Source organism: Enterobacter sp. RHBSTW-00901 (assembly GCF_014103115.1).
In the GTDB taxonomy this organism is placed as follows: Bacteria; Pseudomonadota; Gammaproteobacteria; order Enterobacterales; family Enterobacteriaceae; genus Enterobacter; species Enterobacter cloacae_P.
Genome location: NZ_JABXPB010000001.1, coordinates 3511981 through 3527168, shown reverse-complemented (window position 1 = coordinate 3527168; position 15188 = coordinate 3511981). Strand labels below are relative to the sequence as shown.

Genomic DNA, 15188 nt, shown 5'->3' with positions numbered 1-15188 from the left:
GGTGCTGGCTTTACGCTTACGAATAAGTCAGTTCTTTTAATCCCACTGAATTATTCCTGGCATATTACGCACCCGAATGCTCCTACTTCAGTACAGGCAGCGAAAAAGGATGATAGCAACCAATATAGCTGGACGAAATATGGATTGGCGGTATGGCCCGCTTCAATGTCCTTGAATATTTGCTCAACAGCGGCCTTGCTCAGTGATGAAGTCACGATGGCCACCCGTTTGGAGGTATGAGGCGCATTCCTGCAAAACTCCACAGCAGCCCTTGACTCAGCAGGTGTGCCACGGCATGTCCGATGAATGCCAGTCCTTACTTTATTGTTGGTGTAAAATCGCTCCCAACGTGCAAATTTTTTACCCATGGCTGGGGCGGGCAATGTGAGGTTGCCTAGGTTCTTGATAGCCTGGCTTACTGATACGTGAAATGCTCCAGCCCCAAGAGTCAGCTCACCGTGCTTTGCATGATAGAAGGTGACTCTTGGTGAAGCAGGATCCGTTCTAAACCCAACGAAATCCGCCCATTCATCACCAAGATCATCGCAGACTATGACATCGTCTTCGTGGGCGATCGTCGACAGTACGGCACCAAATGTAGAGTCTGGATCGAACGTACGATGGGCAGCAGTAAAGGTACCTTTTTCATCTGTGACAGTTGCTAACTCTGCATTACCGAAAAGATAGCCCAAGAACTGTGTGCCACCGTTGACCAATGAGTCGTCTTGGTAAAGGCTGCCGTCTAGATAAGCAAATTTCGGCTGGTCAAATAAGACGATAAACGTGTCTTGTTTGTCGATAAACTGCTTAAGCGGAGTGCAGTTATCGTCCGCACCAAGTGCAAATTGAGTATCCTCTACGTATACATCGACAAGCAAAGGCAGAGTAAGGCGTTTCAAAGCTATACGCGTTTTATTGATCGCGATCTCACCTACCTCTACACCAGTTCCCTGCTGGGAAACCATGTGTTTGCCAGTATCGTTTTTAGCGACGTACAAGATATCTGTTAGCTCCGTGAGTATCAAATCGACTTCAGCCTTTGGCAGCTCACGATAGACCCCTCCGTCAGGTTTGACCAAGCGGATGATTTTGTCATCAAAGATGGCCTGTCTGAGAATAGCGGTATCAACAGCAAATTGGGTAGGGTTAGCCGTCAGATCTGATAGCTCCATCGGCCGCGCGAAAGCTGCCAGGAAAGGGGAAGAGGATTGTCTTCCAGGGCGAGGATGTAAGCGATCAATGATTTGGCAGGCATAATCAACTAAATCCAAATAGCCCGAGCGATCCGCGCGAAGGGAGATCCGCCCGGTTCGCGGCGTCGTTGAAAAGTGTTCGTCCTCTTCAGTAAAGCTGTAACCCAGCGGGGCAAATCGAGCAGAGGAAGCCATACCTACATTGTTCTGGAGGTTCTCGCCTTCGAGCGTCTTGCTGCGCAATGCAAAGCGGGATAGATTCATATGCCTCAGTCGGACCCGGGCAAATACCGAGTCCTTACTTGTCAGTCCCCGGTCGATATCTTGGGCGCTTATACGCTGCAAGTGTCGCTTGGAGAAATAAGGAGGGATATCAATCTGGGATTTGAAAATGGCAATATAATCGCGATGCTCGACGATCAGAAAATATCCGGTTACCCGGTCGATCACACTTTGAGTACCAGGCAGAAAAGCCGGTGCCTTGTCAAACTGAAAACATAAAGCAGACCAAATTGACGCCCCGTGGGGCTGCCGAACGAAAGAGAAAAGATTGTTGGAAGGGGAAGTTTGCGCCTTTCTAATAGCCCGAAACAATGCGGTGATCGCAACTGTCGTGATTGAAGCTTTTTGGCGATAGAAATAGCAAGATTTGCTGGCTTGAAGTTCATCGATCATGTTCGATTCCCTACGAAGATGGACGAAGTGAAAGTACTTCAGACTGAAATGCTAACCCAGCGCTCTCATTATTGTCTAGAAAGTTTTTTTCGGGTAGTAGTGGCTGTTGTGAAGGACCGTTTAGTGCCGATTGCGAACTTTGACGTACGCTGGTATATATATGTTTATTAATGAGGTATCATCAATGTTTAGTAGCTCACATAAGAAAATATTGTTTGTTGTATAACTAGGTTATTGATGAAAGAGTATTTTGTAACATTCAATTTTTTGGACAAATTATGAAATATGAGCAACGTATTGTAGCATTTATTGATATTCTGGGTTTTAAGTCATTACTTAATGATACCCTTGATAAAAATGGAAATGATAAAGAAGAAAGAATTGATTCGGTAATATCGGCATATAATGCAATTAGAGAAATATGGGACTTAGATTCTGTGCCTCAATACTTAGATGTTAAGATTGCTGAAACGAAAAAAATATCAATATTTTCGGACTGTTTAGTTGTTTCTTTTGCCATCGAACAACCTGGAGGGGTCTTTTCTACTCTACTTGAAATTAAGATGTTGATTATGAGACTAATATCTAGGAAAATTCTATGTAGAGGAGCGGTTTCAATAGGGAAATTTATCCATACAGATAATTATTTATTTGGTCCTGCATTAGTAGAGGCTTACACGCTAGAGTCAAAAGCGGCAATGTATCCAAGGGTTATACTAGATCATTCAGTTATCGAAGCCGGGGCTCAGAATAAAAATCAAGATCATGACTTTACTGAAGAGAAAGAATACGTGCAGTCTTTGCTTGAACAAGATTCTGATGGGATGTTTTATATAGATTATTTCTTCAAAGCCCAAAATGAACTAGATGACCCTGAGTATGATTTTCCTGATTATATTGAAAATCTAGCAGATGTTATTAGAAAAGGTTTAATGGGATCTAGTCATCATAGCAAAGCAGATATAAGAGTTAAATATTCTTGGATGAGAGAGCGATTTAACAAAATGATAGATATAGTAACCAGTAAAGAAAATCTCGTAAGATTAAATAATTCCGGTGAGCAAGAACTCGCTGATTTTTACAGCAATCTTAAGAAGATTAGCCCTAATAAATACACTAATTTATTTAATTCGAAAAATTCAAAATATCAGTAATTTTATATCGGAAATATAATTCTAATTTTTGAACTGGCGTTATGTGGTATAAAGCCAGTTAAGATTTTTATACAAAGCGGACTGTATGGCTGCATAAGGCTATCCGCCTCGTGCCAGAAGCGGTGAATGTTAGTATTGCGATGTATCGATCAACGAGTGAAGATCAGGATATATGATGGTAACCAGAGAAGGCATGAAAAAATGGATCATCGAGTGTCTTCAGGAACGGGGCGGTAGTGCCTGGCCACGTGAAGTCTCAAAGTATGTATGGGACAGCTACGAGGCTGAGCTTAGAGATTCGGGCGATATGTTGTATACGTGGCAATATGACATTCGTTGGGCCGCTCAACAGTTGAGAAACGAGGGTACTCTGAAACCAGTAAATAGACGCAGAGATTTGCCATGGGAACTGGCATAGCAAAGTAAGGTTAATGTTAACGTTCATATCTCGGCTACATCTGACTTTGTTCTGAGTGGATACGAATTGATTCCTCTGAAGAAAACGTTCCTGCCTGCCTGAATCTTGCTTTGATAGCCATATCGGTGTTCTACTGGTATGGCTTTATACCAACTCGCAATGTCTATTTTTTGTACGGATTTTAACTTGTGGGTACAAGTGCGGGTATAACTATTTATTCCTGCATATAAACTACATTGATATCAGTCTATTGGGTAAGGAATTCGAGTCCGGCCTTCGCACTCACCCCCTAAACACCTCCCTCCGATGCCACTCCACAAACCCTTCCTTTGGATAATTCCCTTTCACCATTGGCAGCGCAATCTGTTTCCCGGCAAAATCCCAGAACAACCGCCCAACAATTCCGCCACCATTTACCGCCTCAGACACCAGCACCCGCATACTGTCGTCCAGCCCAATCGACCCCTTATCAAACGCCTTATGATGAATCGCACACAGTGCCAGCCCGTTCGGGATTTCACACGGCCCGCCAAATTGCTTCCACTTGATATGTGCGGCTTCGAGCGCAACGGAGGCGTTATCATGTCGCATGTTGAATCTGCAGATCGCACATTCATAGTTATAAGCACGCAGCACCTGCTGTCGGAATAACGGATCGCGAACCTTGCGGATCTGCTGGATATCAAACCCCATCTCATCCGCGATCTCTTCCTGAATGCTTTCCGGAAAATGCGCTTCGAGGATCTGCTGCGCGAGTGAGCCAATCAGCTTCTTGTTCTTACTCAACAGCGCATAGTGTTCTTCATCAAAACCGCCTGCGACGTTATGTTCCACAAGCTCTTTAACAGGTGGCTGCTTGCTGCCAGTGGTTGAACAGAACTCAGTATTCTGAAGATCCCAAAATCCATCCCCTCTGAGCCGCCAGAAGGGCATATTCGGGTAATGCGCCTTCCTCTGCGGACCAAAGCGTTCTAACAGGTTAAGCAATTGCTCATGCACCTCGGTACCATAATCAAACAGACGAGCATGCCCCAGCTGGTAGTTCGCCAGCACGTACAGAAGCAATAGAGGCTTATGCGGCGCACGTTGTTCACCTTTGCGCCAGATGGTGATGTCGGCAATTGCCTGTTCGAGAGTTTTGCTGGAAGCCATCGCGTTACGGAAGAAGGTAAATAATTGCGATGATGCTCGCAAAACTAGGGTCAATCAACCCACAACTAACAAAAACATGACATTACCGCACCCAGCCTTATTTCCTGAACCCTCCTCGCATTTCTCAAATTTACCCCACCCAAAACCGCTGTATTTATATTCAGCACGGTATAATGAGCCCAGAAATAACGCCGAACGGAAAAAGGAAGTATCACAGGAAATTAACGAAGAATTCGCGATATGAAGGTGCTGCAACACCCCCATACCGCTAACCACAACCAACTAATACGGAGTTGAAAATGGCTGCGACGAATTTTAAGCCAGAGTTTACTGTTTGCAAAACAGAATCAGATGCTTTTACCGGCATGATTGAAAACCACGAGCTGGTACGCAAAAACAGCGCCCGCCGTTTACATGGCAACCAGACCAATACCGCGCTCGTCCATCCCCGTGCGGAAACGCCGCAAGACAGTGCAGCCTGCTGCGAACTGTATGCGCATAGACATGAAATATCTTCTTCTGGGCGGCGACTGGTTAAAACGGGCGGGCTTTATTAACGGTATTCCCGGTAATGCTGCCAACTTACTGATTTAGTGTATGATGGTGATTTTAAGGTGCTTGCGTGGCTTCCATTTCCATCAGATGTCCTTCCTGCTCCACTACTGAAGGCGTGGTGCGTAACGGCAAAAGCACTGCCGGACATCAGCGCTATCTCTGCTCTCACTGCCGTAAAACATGGCAACTGCAGTTCACTTACACCGCTTCTCAACCCGGTACGCACCAGAAAATCATTGATATGGCCATGAATGGCGTCGGATGTCGCGCCAGTGCACGCATTATGGGCGTTGGCCTCAACACGATTTTACGTCACTTAAAAAACTCAGGCCGCAGTCGGTAACCTCGCGCATACAGCCGGGCAGTGACGTCATCGTCTGCGCGGAAATGGACGAACAGTGGGGCTACGTCGGTGCTAAATCACGTCAGCGCTGGCTGTTTTACGCGTATGACAGGATACGGAGGACGGTTGTGGCGCACGTCTTCGGTGAACGCACTCTGGCCACACTGGAGCGTCTTCTGAGCCTGCTGTCGGCCTTTGAGGTCGTGGTATGGATGACGGATGGCTGGCCGCTGTATGAATCCCGCCTGAAGGGAAAGCTGCACGTAATCAGCAAGCGTTACACTCAGCGCATTGAGCGACATAACCTGAATCTGAGACAACATCTGGCAAGGCTGGGACGGAAGTCACTGTCGTTCTCAAAATCGGTGGAGCTGCATGACAAGGTCATCGGGCATTATCTGAACATAAAACACTATCAGTAAGTTGGAGTCATTACCGTATTCCCGTGAAAATCCGCGCTATGAAAGACTGCATTGTGATTACCCCACAGCATACAAGAGAATTATGGGGATGTCTGGAAGGCATGAGTGTGGTGAATATTAATAAGCAGAAAGTCGCGCAATGGTTAAAAACATTTCCGGGGGCGTTGAATGATACGGGAGATATACCAGTGGTTAAGCGTGGGATCGGGCAGGCGGGGTAAGCGTAACGTCTAACGCGTCGCTTCCTTCAAACCTGTCTTTACGGGCGTGTGAGCGCATGCCCGTACTGAGAAATTCACCTTCGTCTTCCAGCCGATAACGCAAAGCGCCAACCCGATAAAGATCGTGTACACCCAGCAAATAATCGGATTCGTACAGCTGTGTACCATCAGCCTTGATCCCTTCACGGATATCCCGTTCCAGGCGTCGTTTCATTAACATCCGTCCCCAGCGGTCCGGGCTGGAGTCACCGAACATACCGAATTTATCTCGCGGTGCCGTTGGGTATTGAGCACCCGCAAACAAGCCAATTTCCGGGTCAATCTGCAGGAAATTTAGCTGAGGATCGGCCAGCGCCTGTACATCGTACTGAAATTCAAATAATTCTTGCGGCTATGCAGGGAGCCAATCCGTCTGGGCCATGCAGTCCGTCCCAGTCTGCGTACACGCCGTTCCCTGTTATGATTTTTTATTAGGCTTTAAAAGCGCCGCGAGAGAGGCCGATGTCGCACCTGATGTTTTTGCCTGAGGTTTTTTTTCGGGTGCAGAGGCTGTGATTGGTCTTTCAACCCACTGACCCGACTTGTCGGGCTTAATCGAGGAACTGACCTGCGCATTTCGCCTGGATGCTTTGGCCGGGCTTACTGATAATCGCTCGCTGTGCGATTTTTTTATCAGCCGGGAGTCCTGAAGCTGGCGTCCCAGGTCATCCTCAGCCGCAAGCCTGTTCAGATCGCTCTCAAGCCCCAAAACCTGCATAACGGACAGGTATGCGCCTATTGTTACTCCCGCTCCGCCCGCTTCAAGAGAACGCAACGTCATTGGCGACATGCCTGCCCGCTCTGCTACCTGTTTGGCGGTGAGTCTACGGCGCAGACGCGCCAGCTTGAGTCGCTCACCAAAATCGATCAGCAACTGGTTTGTATCAGGAAGTAAAGATGCGGTTTTTTTAGCCATAGTGCTAATATTACTTTCTTAATGAGCATAAAGTGCCAGAATATTGACACTTTACGTCAGTGCAACGAGTATGTGTGTGATGGTGTAAGTTATCGTCCAGTCTCAATCAACTCACGTAATCAAAACACCGGCACCCCCAGCCCCATTTTCACCTCCCGCAACGTCCCCTGCGTCACCCCCTGCGCCCGTTCTGTTCCGCGCTTGAGCATCGCCATCAACTCCCCTTTATCCTGCATATACATCGCCCGTCGTTCCCGCATCGGCGCAATCAGCTCCTGCAAACACATCTCCAGCTCGTTCTTACACACCCGGTCTCCCAGCCCGCCTGCCTGATAGTGCGCCTTCATCGCCGCCACTTTGGCTTTGTCCGGGTGGAACGCGTCGAGATACGTAAACACCACGTTCCCCTCAATTTGCCCCGGGTCGCTTACCTTCAGGTGATTCGGGTCGGTGTACATGGCGCTCACCGCGCGGTGGATGGTCTCTTCGCTTGCGGAGAGGTGCAGCGTGTTGCCCAGCGATTTCGACATCTTGGCGCTGCCGTCGATACCCGGCAGGCGGCTGGTGTCGCTGAGCATCGCCTTACAGTGGTGCAGCACCGGGGCGGGCAGCAGGCTGTTCATCTTGTGCACAATCTCGTTGGTCTGCTCAATCATCGGCAACTGATCGTCGCCGACGGGCACGTACCCGGCTTTGAACGCGGTGATGTCCGCCCCCTGGCTGATGGGGTAGGTCATAAACCCGACCGGCAGCGAGCGGGCGAAACCTTTCTGCGCAATCTCGTTTTTCACCGTCGGGTTACGCTCCACGCGGGCGACGGTGACGATGTTCATATACAGCATCGTCAGCTCGGCGAGGGCGGGCAGGGCGGACTGCAGGCAGATTGTGGTCAGGTTCGGGTCGATACCGGCGGCGAGGTAGTCGGCCAGCACTTCGGGAATGTTGTCGCGAATTTTTTGCGGGTTACTGCCGTTGTCGGTCAGCCCTTGCAGGTCGGCAATCAGCACAAACTGATTGTGCGTCTGTTGCAGCGCCACGCGCTGGCGCAGGGAACCGACGTAATGACCAAGATGCAGCGGGCCAGTTGGACGGTCGCCGGTGAGGATAGTGGTTGGGGTGTTCATAAAGACTCCTTTAATGTGCAAATGCCGAAAGGGGTCTTAAATGTGTGAAAGCCGCCTTTCGGCGGCTATTTGAATGTAGGGTGAACTACGCTATGCCGCCTTTAAGAAGGCAGCCACCAACGGTTTACGGTGAGCACTGCGTGGTTTATGTTCATTTCATTACCCTACCACGACTGGCGCGAAAAACAAAAGGGCCCGTCATGCTGCAATCTCTCTATTTCTTTCTCATTGAACTTCCAGCGTTTTCAGCTCGTTAGTGATGGCTGTATTGCGTGCTTTGAGCGAGTCGCACATCTGCTTGTCGGTCTCTTGTTTGCCGGGGCAATAGATATTCATTTGGGCATTATTCAGCAACATACGGTTGTTCAGAGTGTTGATTTTCGTGTCTGTTGAGTTTTGCACGCCATCCGCCAGCGCCAGGCGTAAACCTTCCATAAACGAGCAGCTGTTGTGGTAATCCATAAAGTCGTTGATGGCGCGGGACAAAGGGTACGTTGTCAGGTCATCGTCTTTTAAATGCTGGGCGATAGCCCGTGCCTTGGTGTCACGCGTTTGCTGAATTTTGCTGTCCACCGCCGGAACGAGGATCTGCTTGTAAACAACTTCGTTAACCAGCGAACGCTCCGAGTTAGAGAACATCGTCAGTGCTGAGAAAATAGATTTGGTGATGGTTGGTGTGACAACGGTGGCAATACCCGCGAACAGGCTGGTGAGTGTTCCGGTGGCGATATTAAATGAGGCATCCCGCCCATAAATACTTCGGCGGTGGGCCAGACAAACCTGCTCAGAGCCGGTCATGAGCGTGTAAATGGCATCGTTACGCTGGGCGCGGCAATGTGCTGGATCATTAACAGCGGTACCCGCATTAGCACATTGAGTGGTGATTATTGGGCCTCTGCCCGTGTTGATCTCATCCGCCGTTGGATGAAGCAACACCTGCATGATGGTGTCTGCTGGGACAGTAATTGATGTATCAATATTGGGGCTGGAATAGCCCCGATAAAAATAACTGTCCGGTACGCAGGCAGACAGGCTCAGGCAAGAAAAGATCGCTAACCCAATGTGCTTCATCATGATCGCCCCCAGGTTTTCTTATGGCATTTACGATGCCCACTGCGTATTGAGGTCCTGCAGTGTTCCCGGGAAGTAATTACAATCCAGATGACCAAGCGAGTTGCCGGGAATGCCGGGTATTGAGCGGCATCCCGCAGGGCCGTGAGGGCCATCAGTGTATTGCCATAGCCAGTAGCTATCCCAGTGTACCGGCAGAGTCGGGTGCGCGCTGTACTGCGCCAGCCACAAGCGATGGTCAAGATAGAAAGGGTCACGGGTGGCACCGAGCTTTTCCCGCAGCAAATTACTGCCGTATATCACCGGGCGGCGGTGCAGTTCAGAATAGATAGCATTACAAAAATCTTTTACACCCTGAGCCGTCATTTGATTACCCGGTGTGGTTTCAAAATCCAGGGCGATCAGCGTGTTTTTATCCGGGCGCGCGTAATTTAAAAAGTTATCTACTTGCTGAGTGATATTGGCTGCAGTCCCCCAGTGATAGGCTCCCCATAGCAGGCCCACATTTTGAGCGTCGATTCTGCGATTGTCATATTCGTCATCCCTGCCTGATGCCCCTGTGGTGGCTTTATGAATGACCGCTGCCAGTCCGGCATTTTTAGCCTGTTGAAAGCTGGTCACTTCATCGCTGTGGTAAAGGTCAACCACAAAAGGGATACGCTGTAAGTCGATGCTGTTTTCCAGTGGCGATGCGGTAATGTTGGGAGGAGGGGCGGCTGAACAGGCACCGGCCCAGATATAAGTGTTGGCGGAAATGCGATACCAGTGGGCATTTCCTTCAACACTGTCTCCAACCACGGCAGCAAGAATAGTGACCGTTTGCCCGGGGGCCAGTTTTTGTGCAACAGGTGCCTGTAGTGAAGGCGACCCCTGGCGAACATTCACCAGCACACTGGTCGTTACACTGCCTGTTAAGGGGATTTCAGGATAGCTGCTCATAACTACCTCGCGTTAGGTTTGCGTTAACCTGCACCGGATGACGTTGTATTGTTATTTGCTGAAGGCGCTGTCGATGATGAATCGCCATGCGGTGCGGCTTTATATGCCAGGTACCCCGCGTGGCTGATGCCCAACAACCAGGACATACTTTCAGAAACAGGGGGGAAGTGGCTTAGCCAGCTCCATTCTGTTTTTGCCTGGGGTATCGCTGGGTTGAAGTACTGGAACAGCATGACGCCATAGACGGCTAATAAAATAAAGGTGATGATGAACTGTTGTATTTTACCCAGATCGGCTGAACCGGCATTGGTACTCTCTTCTCCACGAAAAAGATCCAACCAGCTGGCTAACTCGGCACTCGAAAAATAGAATATTTTTCCGGAGAAAATAATATCTTCAGCGGGTTTATTTAATGCCTGAGAAACTTGCTGCGCAGCCAGTTCGGAGGATTTATTGTCCTCTTTGATGTTTAAGATTGCAGGGGCGGCAGCGAGTGAGGTGAGGGATATTCCCATTATAGCAAGTAAGGAATTATCCAGTACTATATCCAAAGGTGATTGAGTGCCATTTCTGATTCTGATTATTGCAGCGGTATACAGCGCCGACAACACCAGAACAGACCAGCATAAAGCCTGTAATTTAGATAAACTCAGACGGTTACGATAATCGATAAATATCCCGTTGAAACGGCCATTGATGGTGTATCCAATACCCATGCAAAAAATAACTAACATGAGTAACGTGATAAGCCACGCTATCTGCGGATGGCCTGAAAACAAAAGTGGAGCAAGGCCGAAAATAACCAGGCTGATAAAAATAAAAAATACTGCGCCAAAGGGTGCTTTAGGCATACAACATACCTTAATCAGGAACGGCGATGTTAATAACCTTATCGGAAGCGATTTTTCCGGCAGTAACAAGAAAGCATGAAAAAATTAACGTTTTTCATGCTTAAGGTTGAAATAGTTTTTTTGGGCTTCGGCGTTTACGCACCCACGGTCATACGCGGTGTGCTGTATCGTGTGAGGACTTCTCAAGGTAAAACAGGCTACACTCTGGTTTTGAGCGCTAATGCTGAGGAAATAACAATGCACTACACACTGAAAGACAGCGACGATAAAGGTAAAGCGGAAGGGACACACGGCGCGGGCGCTCTGCAGCAAAAACTGCTGGAATCCCGTTCGATTGTGATCTCCGGTGAGATCAACCAGGAGCTGGCTGAGAAAGTCATCACCCAGATGATCCTGCTGCAAAGCGTAAGCAATGATCCTATCAAGCTGTACATCAACAGCCAGGGCGGCCACGTGGAAGCGGGCGACACCATCCACGACTTCATCAAATTTATTCGCCCGGATGTACACGTCATCGGTACCGGTTGGGTGGCAAGCGCCGGGATCACCATCTTCCTGGCAGCGAAAAAAGAGCACCGCTACTCCCTGCCAAATACCCGCTTTATGATCCACCAGCCGCTGGGCGGCGTACGTGGTCAGGCGACAGATATTGAAATTGAAGCGCGCGAGATCATCCGCATGCTGGATCGCGTAAACAAGCTGATTGCTGACGCCACCGGCCAGCCGCTGGAAAAAGTGAAAAAAGACACCGACCGCAACTTCTGGATGTCTCCGGCAGAAGCGCTGGACTACGGCATCGTGGGCAAGTTGATTACCCACTATGACGAGCTGAAGCTGGACTAAGTTCGCAATAGCGCCCGGCTGCGGGCGCTAACGCACCTCAAACACCACCGCCATCCAGTTGATACGGGTGTTTTCCGGAAACTCCGGGTACGGATCAAGGCGTGTACAGGCTCCCGCCCAGATAAACGTATTCTCATCAATACGATACCAGTGCGCATTACCTTCTACCGCATCACCCACCACGGCGGCCTGGATTGTCACCCGGCTTCCCGCAGGCAGTGCCTGTGCCACCGGGGAGAAAACCGACGGGTTATCCTTGCGCGTGTAGACCCCAATGATGGTCTTCACGTTGCCCGTCACCGGCAGTTCAGTGAAATCGCTCATTTCAGGCCTCATGACAAACACACTCTCTTAACGTAACGATATAAGCTGCTGTAAATCCTGGCGGTAACGATAAAGCGTGAAACTGTCATGGTGTGTCATGAGAAAGTCTGAAAGCGGCAGCTTTTTATTCCCGTTTGACCCACGACAAGGCAGCCCGGTACGGCGTCTTTCATAATCACACCTGTTTACCTTCTCACGGGTGCTACCTATGGCGTATCAACTGAACCTGAACTGGCCGGAATTTCTTGAAAAATACTGGCAGAAACAACCTGTTGTGCTGAAAAATGCCTTCCCGAATTTTGTCGATCCGATTACCCCGGACGAGCTGGCCGGTCTGGCGATGGAGCCGGAAGTCGATAGCCGTCTGGTGAGCCATTTCAACGGCAAGTGGCAGGCCAGCAATGGGCCATTTGAGCATTTTGACGGGCTTGGCGAGACCGGCTGGTCGCTGCTGGCGCAGGCGGTGAACCACTGGCATATGCCGGCGGCTGAGCTGGTACGTCCGTTCCGCGTGCTGCCGGACTGGCGTCTCGATGACCTGATGATCTCCTTCTCTGTCCCTGGCGGCGGCGTGGGTCCGCACATCGATCAGTACGATGTGTTTATCATTCAGGGGATGGGAAGCCGCCGCTGGCGCGTAGGAGACAAACTGCCGATGCGTCAGTTCTGTCCACACCCGGCGTTGCTGCATGTTGACCCGTTTGAGCCGATCATCGACGAAGATCTGGAGCCGGGCGATATCCTCTACATTCCACCTGGATTCCCGCACGACGGCTTTACCCATGAAACCGCGCTGAACTACTCCGTCGGTTTCCGTGGGCCAAACGGCCGCGATCTGATCAGCAGCTTTGCTGATTACGCGCTGGAAAACGATCTGGGCGGCGAGCATTACAGCGATCCGGATCTCACCTGCCGTGAACACCCAGGCCGTATTGAACAGTACGAGCTTGATCGTATTCGCCAGATGATGATCGACATGATCAGAAAACCGGACGATTTCACAAAATGGTTCGGCAGCTTTGTCTCTACGCCGCGTCATGAGCTGGATATCGCCACCGCCGAACCGCCGTACGCACCGGAAGAGGTGCTGGATGCGCTGCAGGGCGGGGAAACCCTGACTCGCCTGAGTGGTCTGCGCGTGCTGAATATTGGCGGCAGCTTCTTTATCAACAGTGAACAGCTGGAAACGGTTGATGCGAAGGCGGCGGATGCGCTGTGTCGCTACACCGAACTCGGCCAGACCGAGCTGGGCGATGCCCTGAATAACCCGGCGTTTGTTGAAGAGCTGACCGGGCTGATTAACCAGGGTTACTGGTTCTTCGAAGAGTAATGATCCCTTGCCCGGTAGGCACAGGCTACCGGGCAAAACTCCCTACGCCTCCATTGCAATCACAATCGCTTCACCCATCTTCTTCAGCGCATCGCGATTTTTATCGGTAGGCGGCAACGCCACGTTGATCCGCAGGCAGTTGCGGTATTTCCCGGATGCGGAGAAGAGTGACCCCGCCGCGGCCTGGATCTTCAGGCGACACAGCTGCTTGCTGACGCACACCATGTCGACCTTCTCCGGCAGCTCCACCCACAGCAGAAAGCTTCCCTGTGGACGCGTCACGCAGATCCCTGCCGGAAAATACTGCCGTACCCAACAGGTATAGGTTTCCATATTTTGCTGATAAATCTGGCGCATACGCCGCACGTGGCGATGGTAGTGACCGTCACGGATAAACGCCGCCACCGCCATCTGCGTGCCCGGCACGTTGAACCCGCCTGCGGCATATTTCATGTGCATCACCCGGTCGTAATAACGGCCTGGCACAATCCAGCCGACGCGCAGCCCCGGTGCGACGGTTTTGGTAAACGAACTGCACAGCAGCACGCGGCCATCAATGTCCATAGAGTGAATGGTGCGCGGGCGCGGGTATTCTGCCGCCAGCTCGCCGTAGATATCATCTTCAACAATGACGATATCGTGACGCTGGGCCAGTGCCAGCACCTGCTTCTTGCGTGCCTCCGGCATGATAAAGCCGAGCGGGTTATTGCAGTTAGGCACGAGGATCACCGCCTTGATTGGCCACTGCTCCAGCGCCAGCTCTAGCGCCTCAATGCTGATCCCTGTTTGAGGATCGGTAGGAATTTCAATGGCCTTAATGTCAAACCCGCGCAGCATCTGCATGGTACCGTGGAATGACGGGGATTCGACTGCCACGATATCCCCCGGTTTACAGACCGAAAGCAGGGCAATCGACAGCGCGCCGTGGCAGCCGTTGGTGATGACAATTTCGTTCGCTGCCACGGTAGACCCCCCGTCCAGCATCAGGCGTGCGATCTGCTCGCGCAATTCCAGGCGGCCATCGAGGACGTCATAGCTCAGCATTTCGTTCGGATTGTGCAGCGCAATGCGGCTCATCTCGCGCCACAGGGGCTTCATACTGGGCTGGGAGATATCCGGCGAGCCACCACCAAAAGAGATCATCTCTTTGTCTGCGCGGGCATCCAGCAGCATCATCACTTCATCCCACTGGGTGACCTCTACGGGGCGCTGCACCGGGCGCGTCATGGCCGGGACCGGGGGCTGAGCTTTGCGTTGAGAGACAAAATAGCCGGAACGAGGCTGGGGGGTAATCAGCTGCAGCTTTTCGAGGATCTGGTAGGCCTGCTGTATGGTGCTGATGCTCACGCCGTGCTCCTGGCTCAGCGTGCGAACCGACGGTAAACGCTCACCGCTGCGATACAACCCTTGTTCAATGCGTTCTGCCAGAAGGTTGGCGAGATGTTGATAGCGCGTCATGCTGTATCCTCAGTTTTCACCATACAGATTTAAAAACCAGTACAGATTGCCGTAAAAAACGGCATGCAGATACTGTTTTAGCGGATCTGTATGTTAAACAAAAGTTGTTTTTGAGTCTGTATTGCGCAGGCTGATTTCCACGATGATAACCCCACTGGCA

General features: G+C 50.6%; 14 protein-coding genes and 2 pseudogenes. 6 read left to right on the top strand and 10 right to left on the bottom strand.

Going from position 1 to position 15188, the window contains the following annotated elements:
* Positions 1-50: 50 nt before the first annotated feature.
* Positions 51-1868, bottom strand: coding sequence for a hypothetical protein (locus HV318_RS24110; protein ID WP_220471159.1), 1818 nt, complete (start codon positions 1866-1868; stop codon positions 51-53).
* Between the two features lie 278 nt (positions 1869-2146).
* Here HV318_RS24110 and HV318_RS17000 point away from each other — a divergent pair, with 278 nt between their 5' ends.
* Positions 2147-3022 carry a hypothetical protein gene (locus HV318_RS17000; protein WP_182273633.1) on the top strand — a complete coding sequence of 292 codons (876 nt, stop codon included), beginning with the start codon at positions 2147-2149 and terminating at the stop codon, positions 3020-3022.
* Between the two features lie 700 nt (positions 3023-3722).
* Here the strand turns inward: HV318_RS17000 and HV318_RS16995 are convergent.
* Positions 3723-4592: a phosphorothioated DNA-binding restriction endonuclease gene (locus HV318_RS16995; protein WP_182273632.1), complete on the bottom strand. Its 870-nt coding sequence runs from the start codon at positions 4590-4592 to the stop codon at positions 3723-3725.
* A 299-nt stretch (positions 4593-4891) separates the two neighbouring features.
* Here HV318_RS16995 and HV318_RS16990 point away from each other — a divergent pair.
* From HV318_RS16990 to HV318_RS24240, 3 genes and pseudogenes are all read left to right on the top strand, one after another.
* Positions 4892-5159 (top strand): annotated as a pseudogene (locus HV318_RS16990) (SymE family type I addiction module toxin); the annotation flags it as partial.
* A 55-nt stretch (positions 5160-5214) separates the two neighbouring features.
* Positions 5215-5912 (top strand): IS1 family transposase gene (locus HV318_RS16985; RefSeq protein WP_223610842.1). Its coding sequence is split into 2 segments (ribosomal slippage): positions 5215-5464 and positions 5464-5912, totalling 699 coding nucleotides; the frame shifts between segments, so codons are not numbered across the junction.
* Between the two features lie 17 nt (positions 5913-5929).
* A pseudogene (locus HV318_RS24240) lies at positions 5930-6133 on the top strand (SymE family type I addiction module toxin); the annotation flags it as partial.
* Here HV318_RS24240 and HV318_RS24235 read toward each other — a convergent pair.
* The 6 genes from HV318_RS24235 to HV318_RS16955 form a co-directional block, all read right to left on the bottom strand.
* The gene (locus HV318_RS24235; protein WP_249421811.1) at positions 6105-6437 is read right to left on the bottom strand and encodes a hypothetical protein; all 333 of its coding nucleotides are present in this window, start codon (positions 6435-6437) and stop codon (positions 6105-6107) included. The pseudogene HV318_RS24240 and the gene HV318_RS24235 sit on opposite strands and share 29 nt — an antisense overlap.
* Positions 6438-6590: 153 nt before the next feature.
* On the bottom strand, positions 6591-7088 hold the full coding sequence (locus HV318_RS16975) for a helix-turn-helix domain-containing protein (RefSeq protein WP_182273631.1): 498 nt from the start codon (positions 7086-7088) through the stop codon (positions 6591-6593).
* Positions 7089-7207: 119 nt separating this feature from the next.
* Complete coding sequence (gene trpS, locus HV318_RS16970; protein WP_182273630.1) at positions 7208-8212, bottom strand: tryptophan--tRNA ligase; 1005 nt, start codon at positions 8210-8212, stop codon at positions 7208-7210.
* A gap of 225 nt (positions 8213-8437) precedes the next feature.
* Positions 8438-9286, bottom strand: coding sequence for a hypothetical protein (locus tag HV318_RS16965; RefSeq protein ID WP_182273629.1), 849 nt, complete (start codon positions 9284-9286; stop codon positions 8438-8440).
* A 27-nt stretch (positions 9287-9313) separates the two neighbouring features.
* Positions 9314-10222, bottom strand: a complete 909-nt coding sequence (locus HV318_RS16960) for a GH25 family lysozyme (RefSeq protein ID WP_182273628.1) — start codon at positions 10220-10222, stop codon at positions 9314-9316.
* Positions 10223-10245: 23 nt separating this feature from the next.
* Positions 10246-11073: a hypothetical protein gene (locus HV318_RS16955; protein WP_182273627.1), complete on the bottom strand. Its 828-nt coding sequence runs from the start codon at positions 11071-11073 to the stop codon at positions 10246-10248.
* A 237-nt stretch (positions 11074-11310) separates the two neighbouring features.
* Here HV318_RS16955 and HV318_RS16950 point away from each other — a divergent pair, with 237 nt between their 5' ends.
* Positions 11311-11916, top strand: coding sequence for an ATP-dependent Clp protease proteolytic subunit (locus HV318_RS16950; RefSeq protein WP_182273626.1), 606 nt, complete (start codon positions 11311-11313; stop codon positions 11914-11916).
* 27 nt (positions 11917-11943) lie between these two features.
* On the opposite strand, the gene HV318_RS16945 is transcribed toward HV318_RS16950, so the two are convergent.
* Positions 11944-12240, bottom strand: coding sequence for an SH3 domain-containing protein (locus HV318_RS16945; RefSeq protein ID WP_182273625.1), 297 nt, complete (start codon positions 12238-12240; stop codon positions 11944-11946).
* 208 nt (positions 12241-12448) lie between these two features.
* On the opposite strand from HV318_RS16945, the gene HV318_RS16940 reads away from it, so the two are divergent.
* Complete coding sequence (locus HV318_RS16940; protein ID WP_182273624.1) at positions 12449-13570, top strand: ribosomal protein uL16 3-hydroxylase; 1122 nt, start codon at positions 12449-12451, stop codon at positions 13568-13570.
* A gap of 42 nt (positions 13571-13612) precedes the next feature.
* On the opposite strand, the gene HV318_RS16935 is transcribed toward HV318_RS16940, so the two are convergent.
* On the bottom strand, positions 13613-15028 hold the full coding sequence (locus HV318_RS16935; protein ID WP_182273623.1) for an aminotransferase-like domain-containing protein: 1416 nt from the start codon (positions 15026-15028) through the stop codon (positions 13613-13615).
* Positions 15029-15188 lie beyond the last annotated feature (160 nt).

Bases quoted from the DNA above. Each gene is read 5' to 3' on its own strand.
- HV318_RS24110 (WP_220471159.1), bottom strand. From the start codon at position 1,868: ATGATCGATGAACTTCAAGCCAGCAAATCTTGCTATTTCTATCGCCAA.
- HV318_RS17000 (WP_182273633.1), top strand. From the start codon at position 2,147: ATGAAATATGAGCAACGTATTGTAGCATTTATTGATATTCTGGGTTTT.
- HV318_RS16995 (WP_182273632.1), bottom strand. From the start codon at position 4,592: ATGGCTTCCAGCAAAACTCTCGAACAGGCAATTGCCGACATCACCATC.
- HV318_RS16975 (WP_182273631.1), bottom strand. From the start codon at position 7,088: ATGGCTAAAAAAACCGCATCTTTACTTCCTGATACAAACCAGTTGCTG.
- trpS (WP_182273630.1), bottom strand. From the start codon at position 8,212: ATGAACACCCCAACCACTATCCTCACCGGCGACCGTCCAACTGGCCCG.
- HV318_RS16965 (WP_182273629.1), bottom strand. From the start codon at position 9,286: ATGATGAAGCACATTGGGTTAGCGATCTTTTCTTGCCTGAGCCTGTCT.
- HV318_RS16960 (WP_182273628.1), bottom strand. From the start codon at position 10,222: ATGAGCAGCTATCCTGAAATCCCCTTAACAGGCAGTGTAACGACCAGT.
- HV318_RS16955 (WP_182273627.1), bottom strand. From the start codon at position 11,073: ATGCCTAAAGCACCCTTTGGCGCAGTATTTTTTATTTTTATCAGCCTG.
- HV318_RS16950 (WP_182273626.1), top strand. From the start codon at position 11,311: ATGCACTACACACTGAAAGACAGCGACGATAAAGGTAAAGCGGAAGGG.
- HV318_RS16945 (WP_182273625.1), bottom strand. From the start codon at position 12,240: ATGAGCGATTTCACTGAACTGCCGGTGACGGGCAACGTGAAGACCATC.
- HV318_RS16940 (WP_182273624.1), top strand. From the start codon at position 12,449: ATGGCGTATCAACTGAACCTGAACTGGCCGGAATTTCTTGAAAAATAC.
- HV318_RS16935 (WP_182273623.1), bottom strand. From the start codon at position 15,028: ATGACGCGCTATCAACATCTCGCCAACCTTCTGGCAGAACGCATTGAA.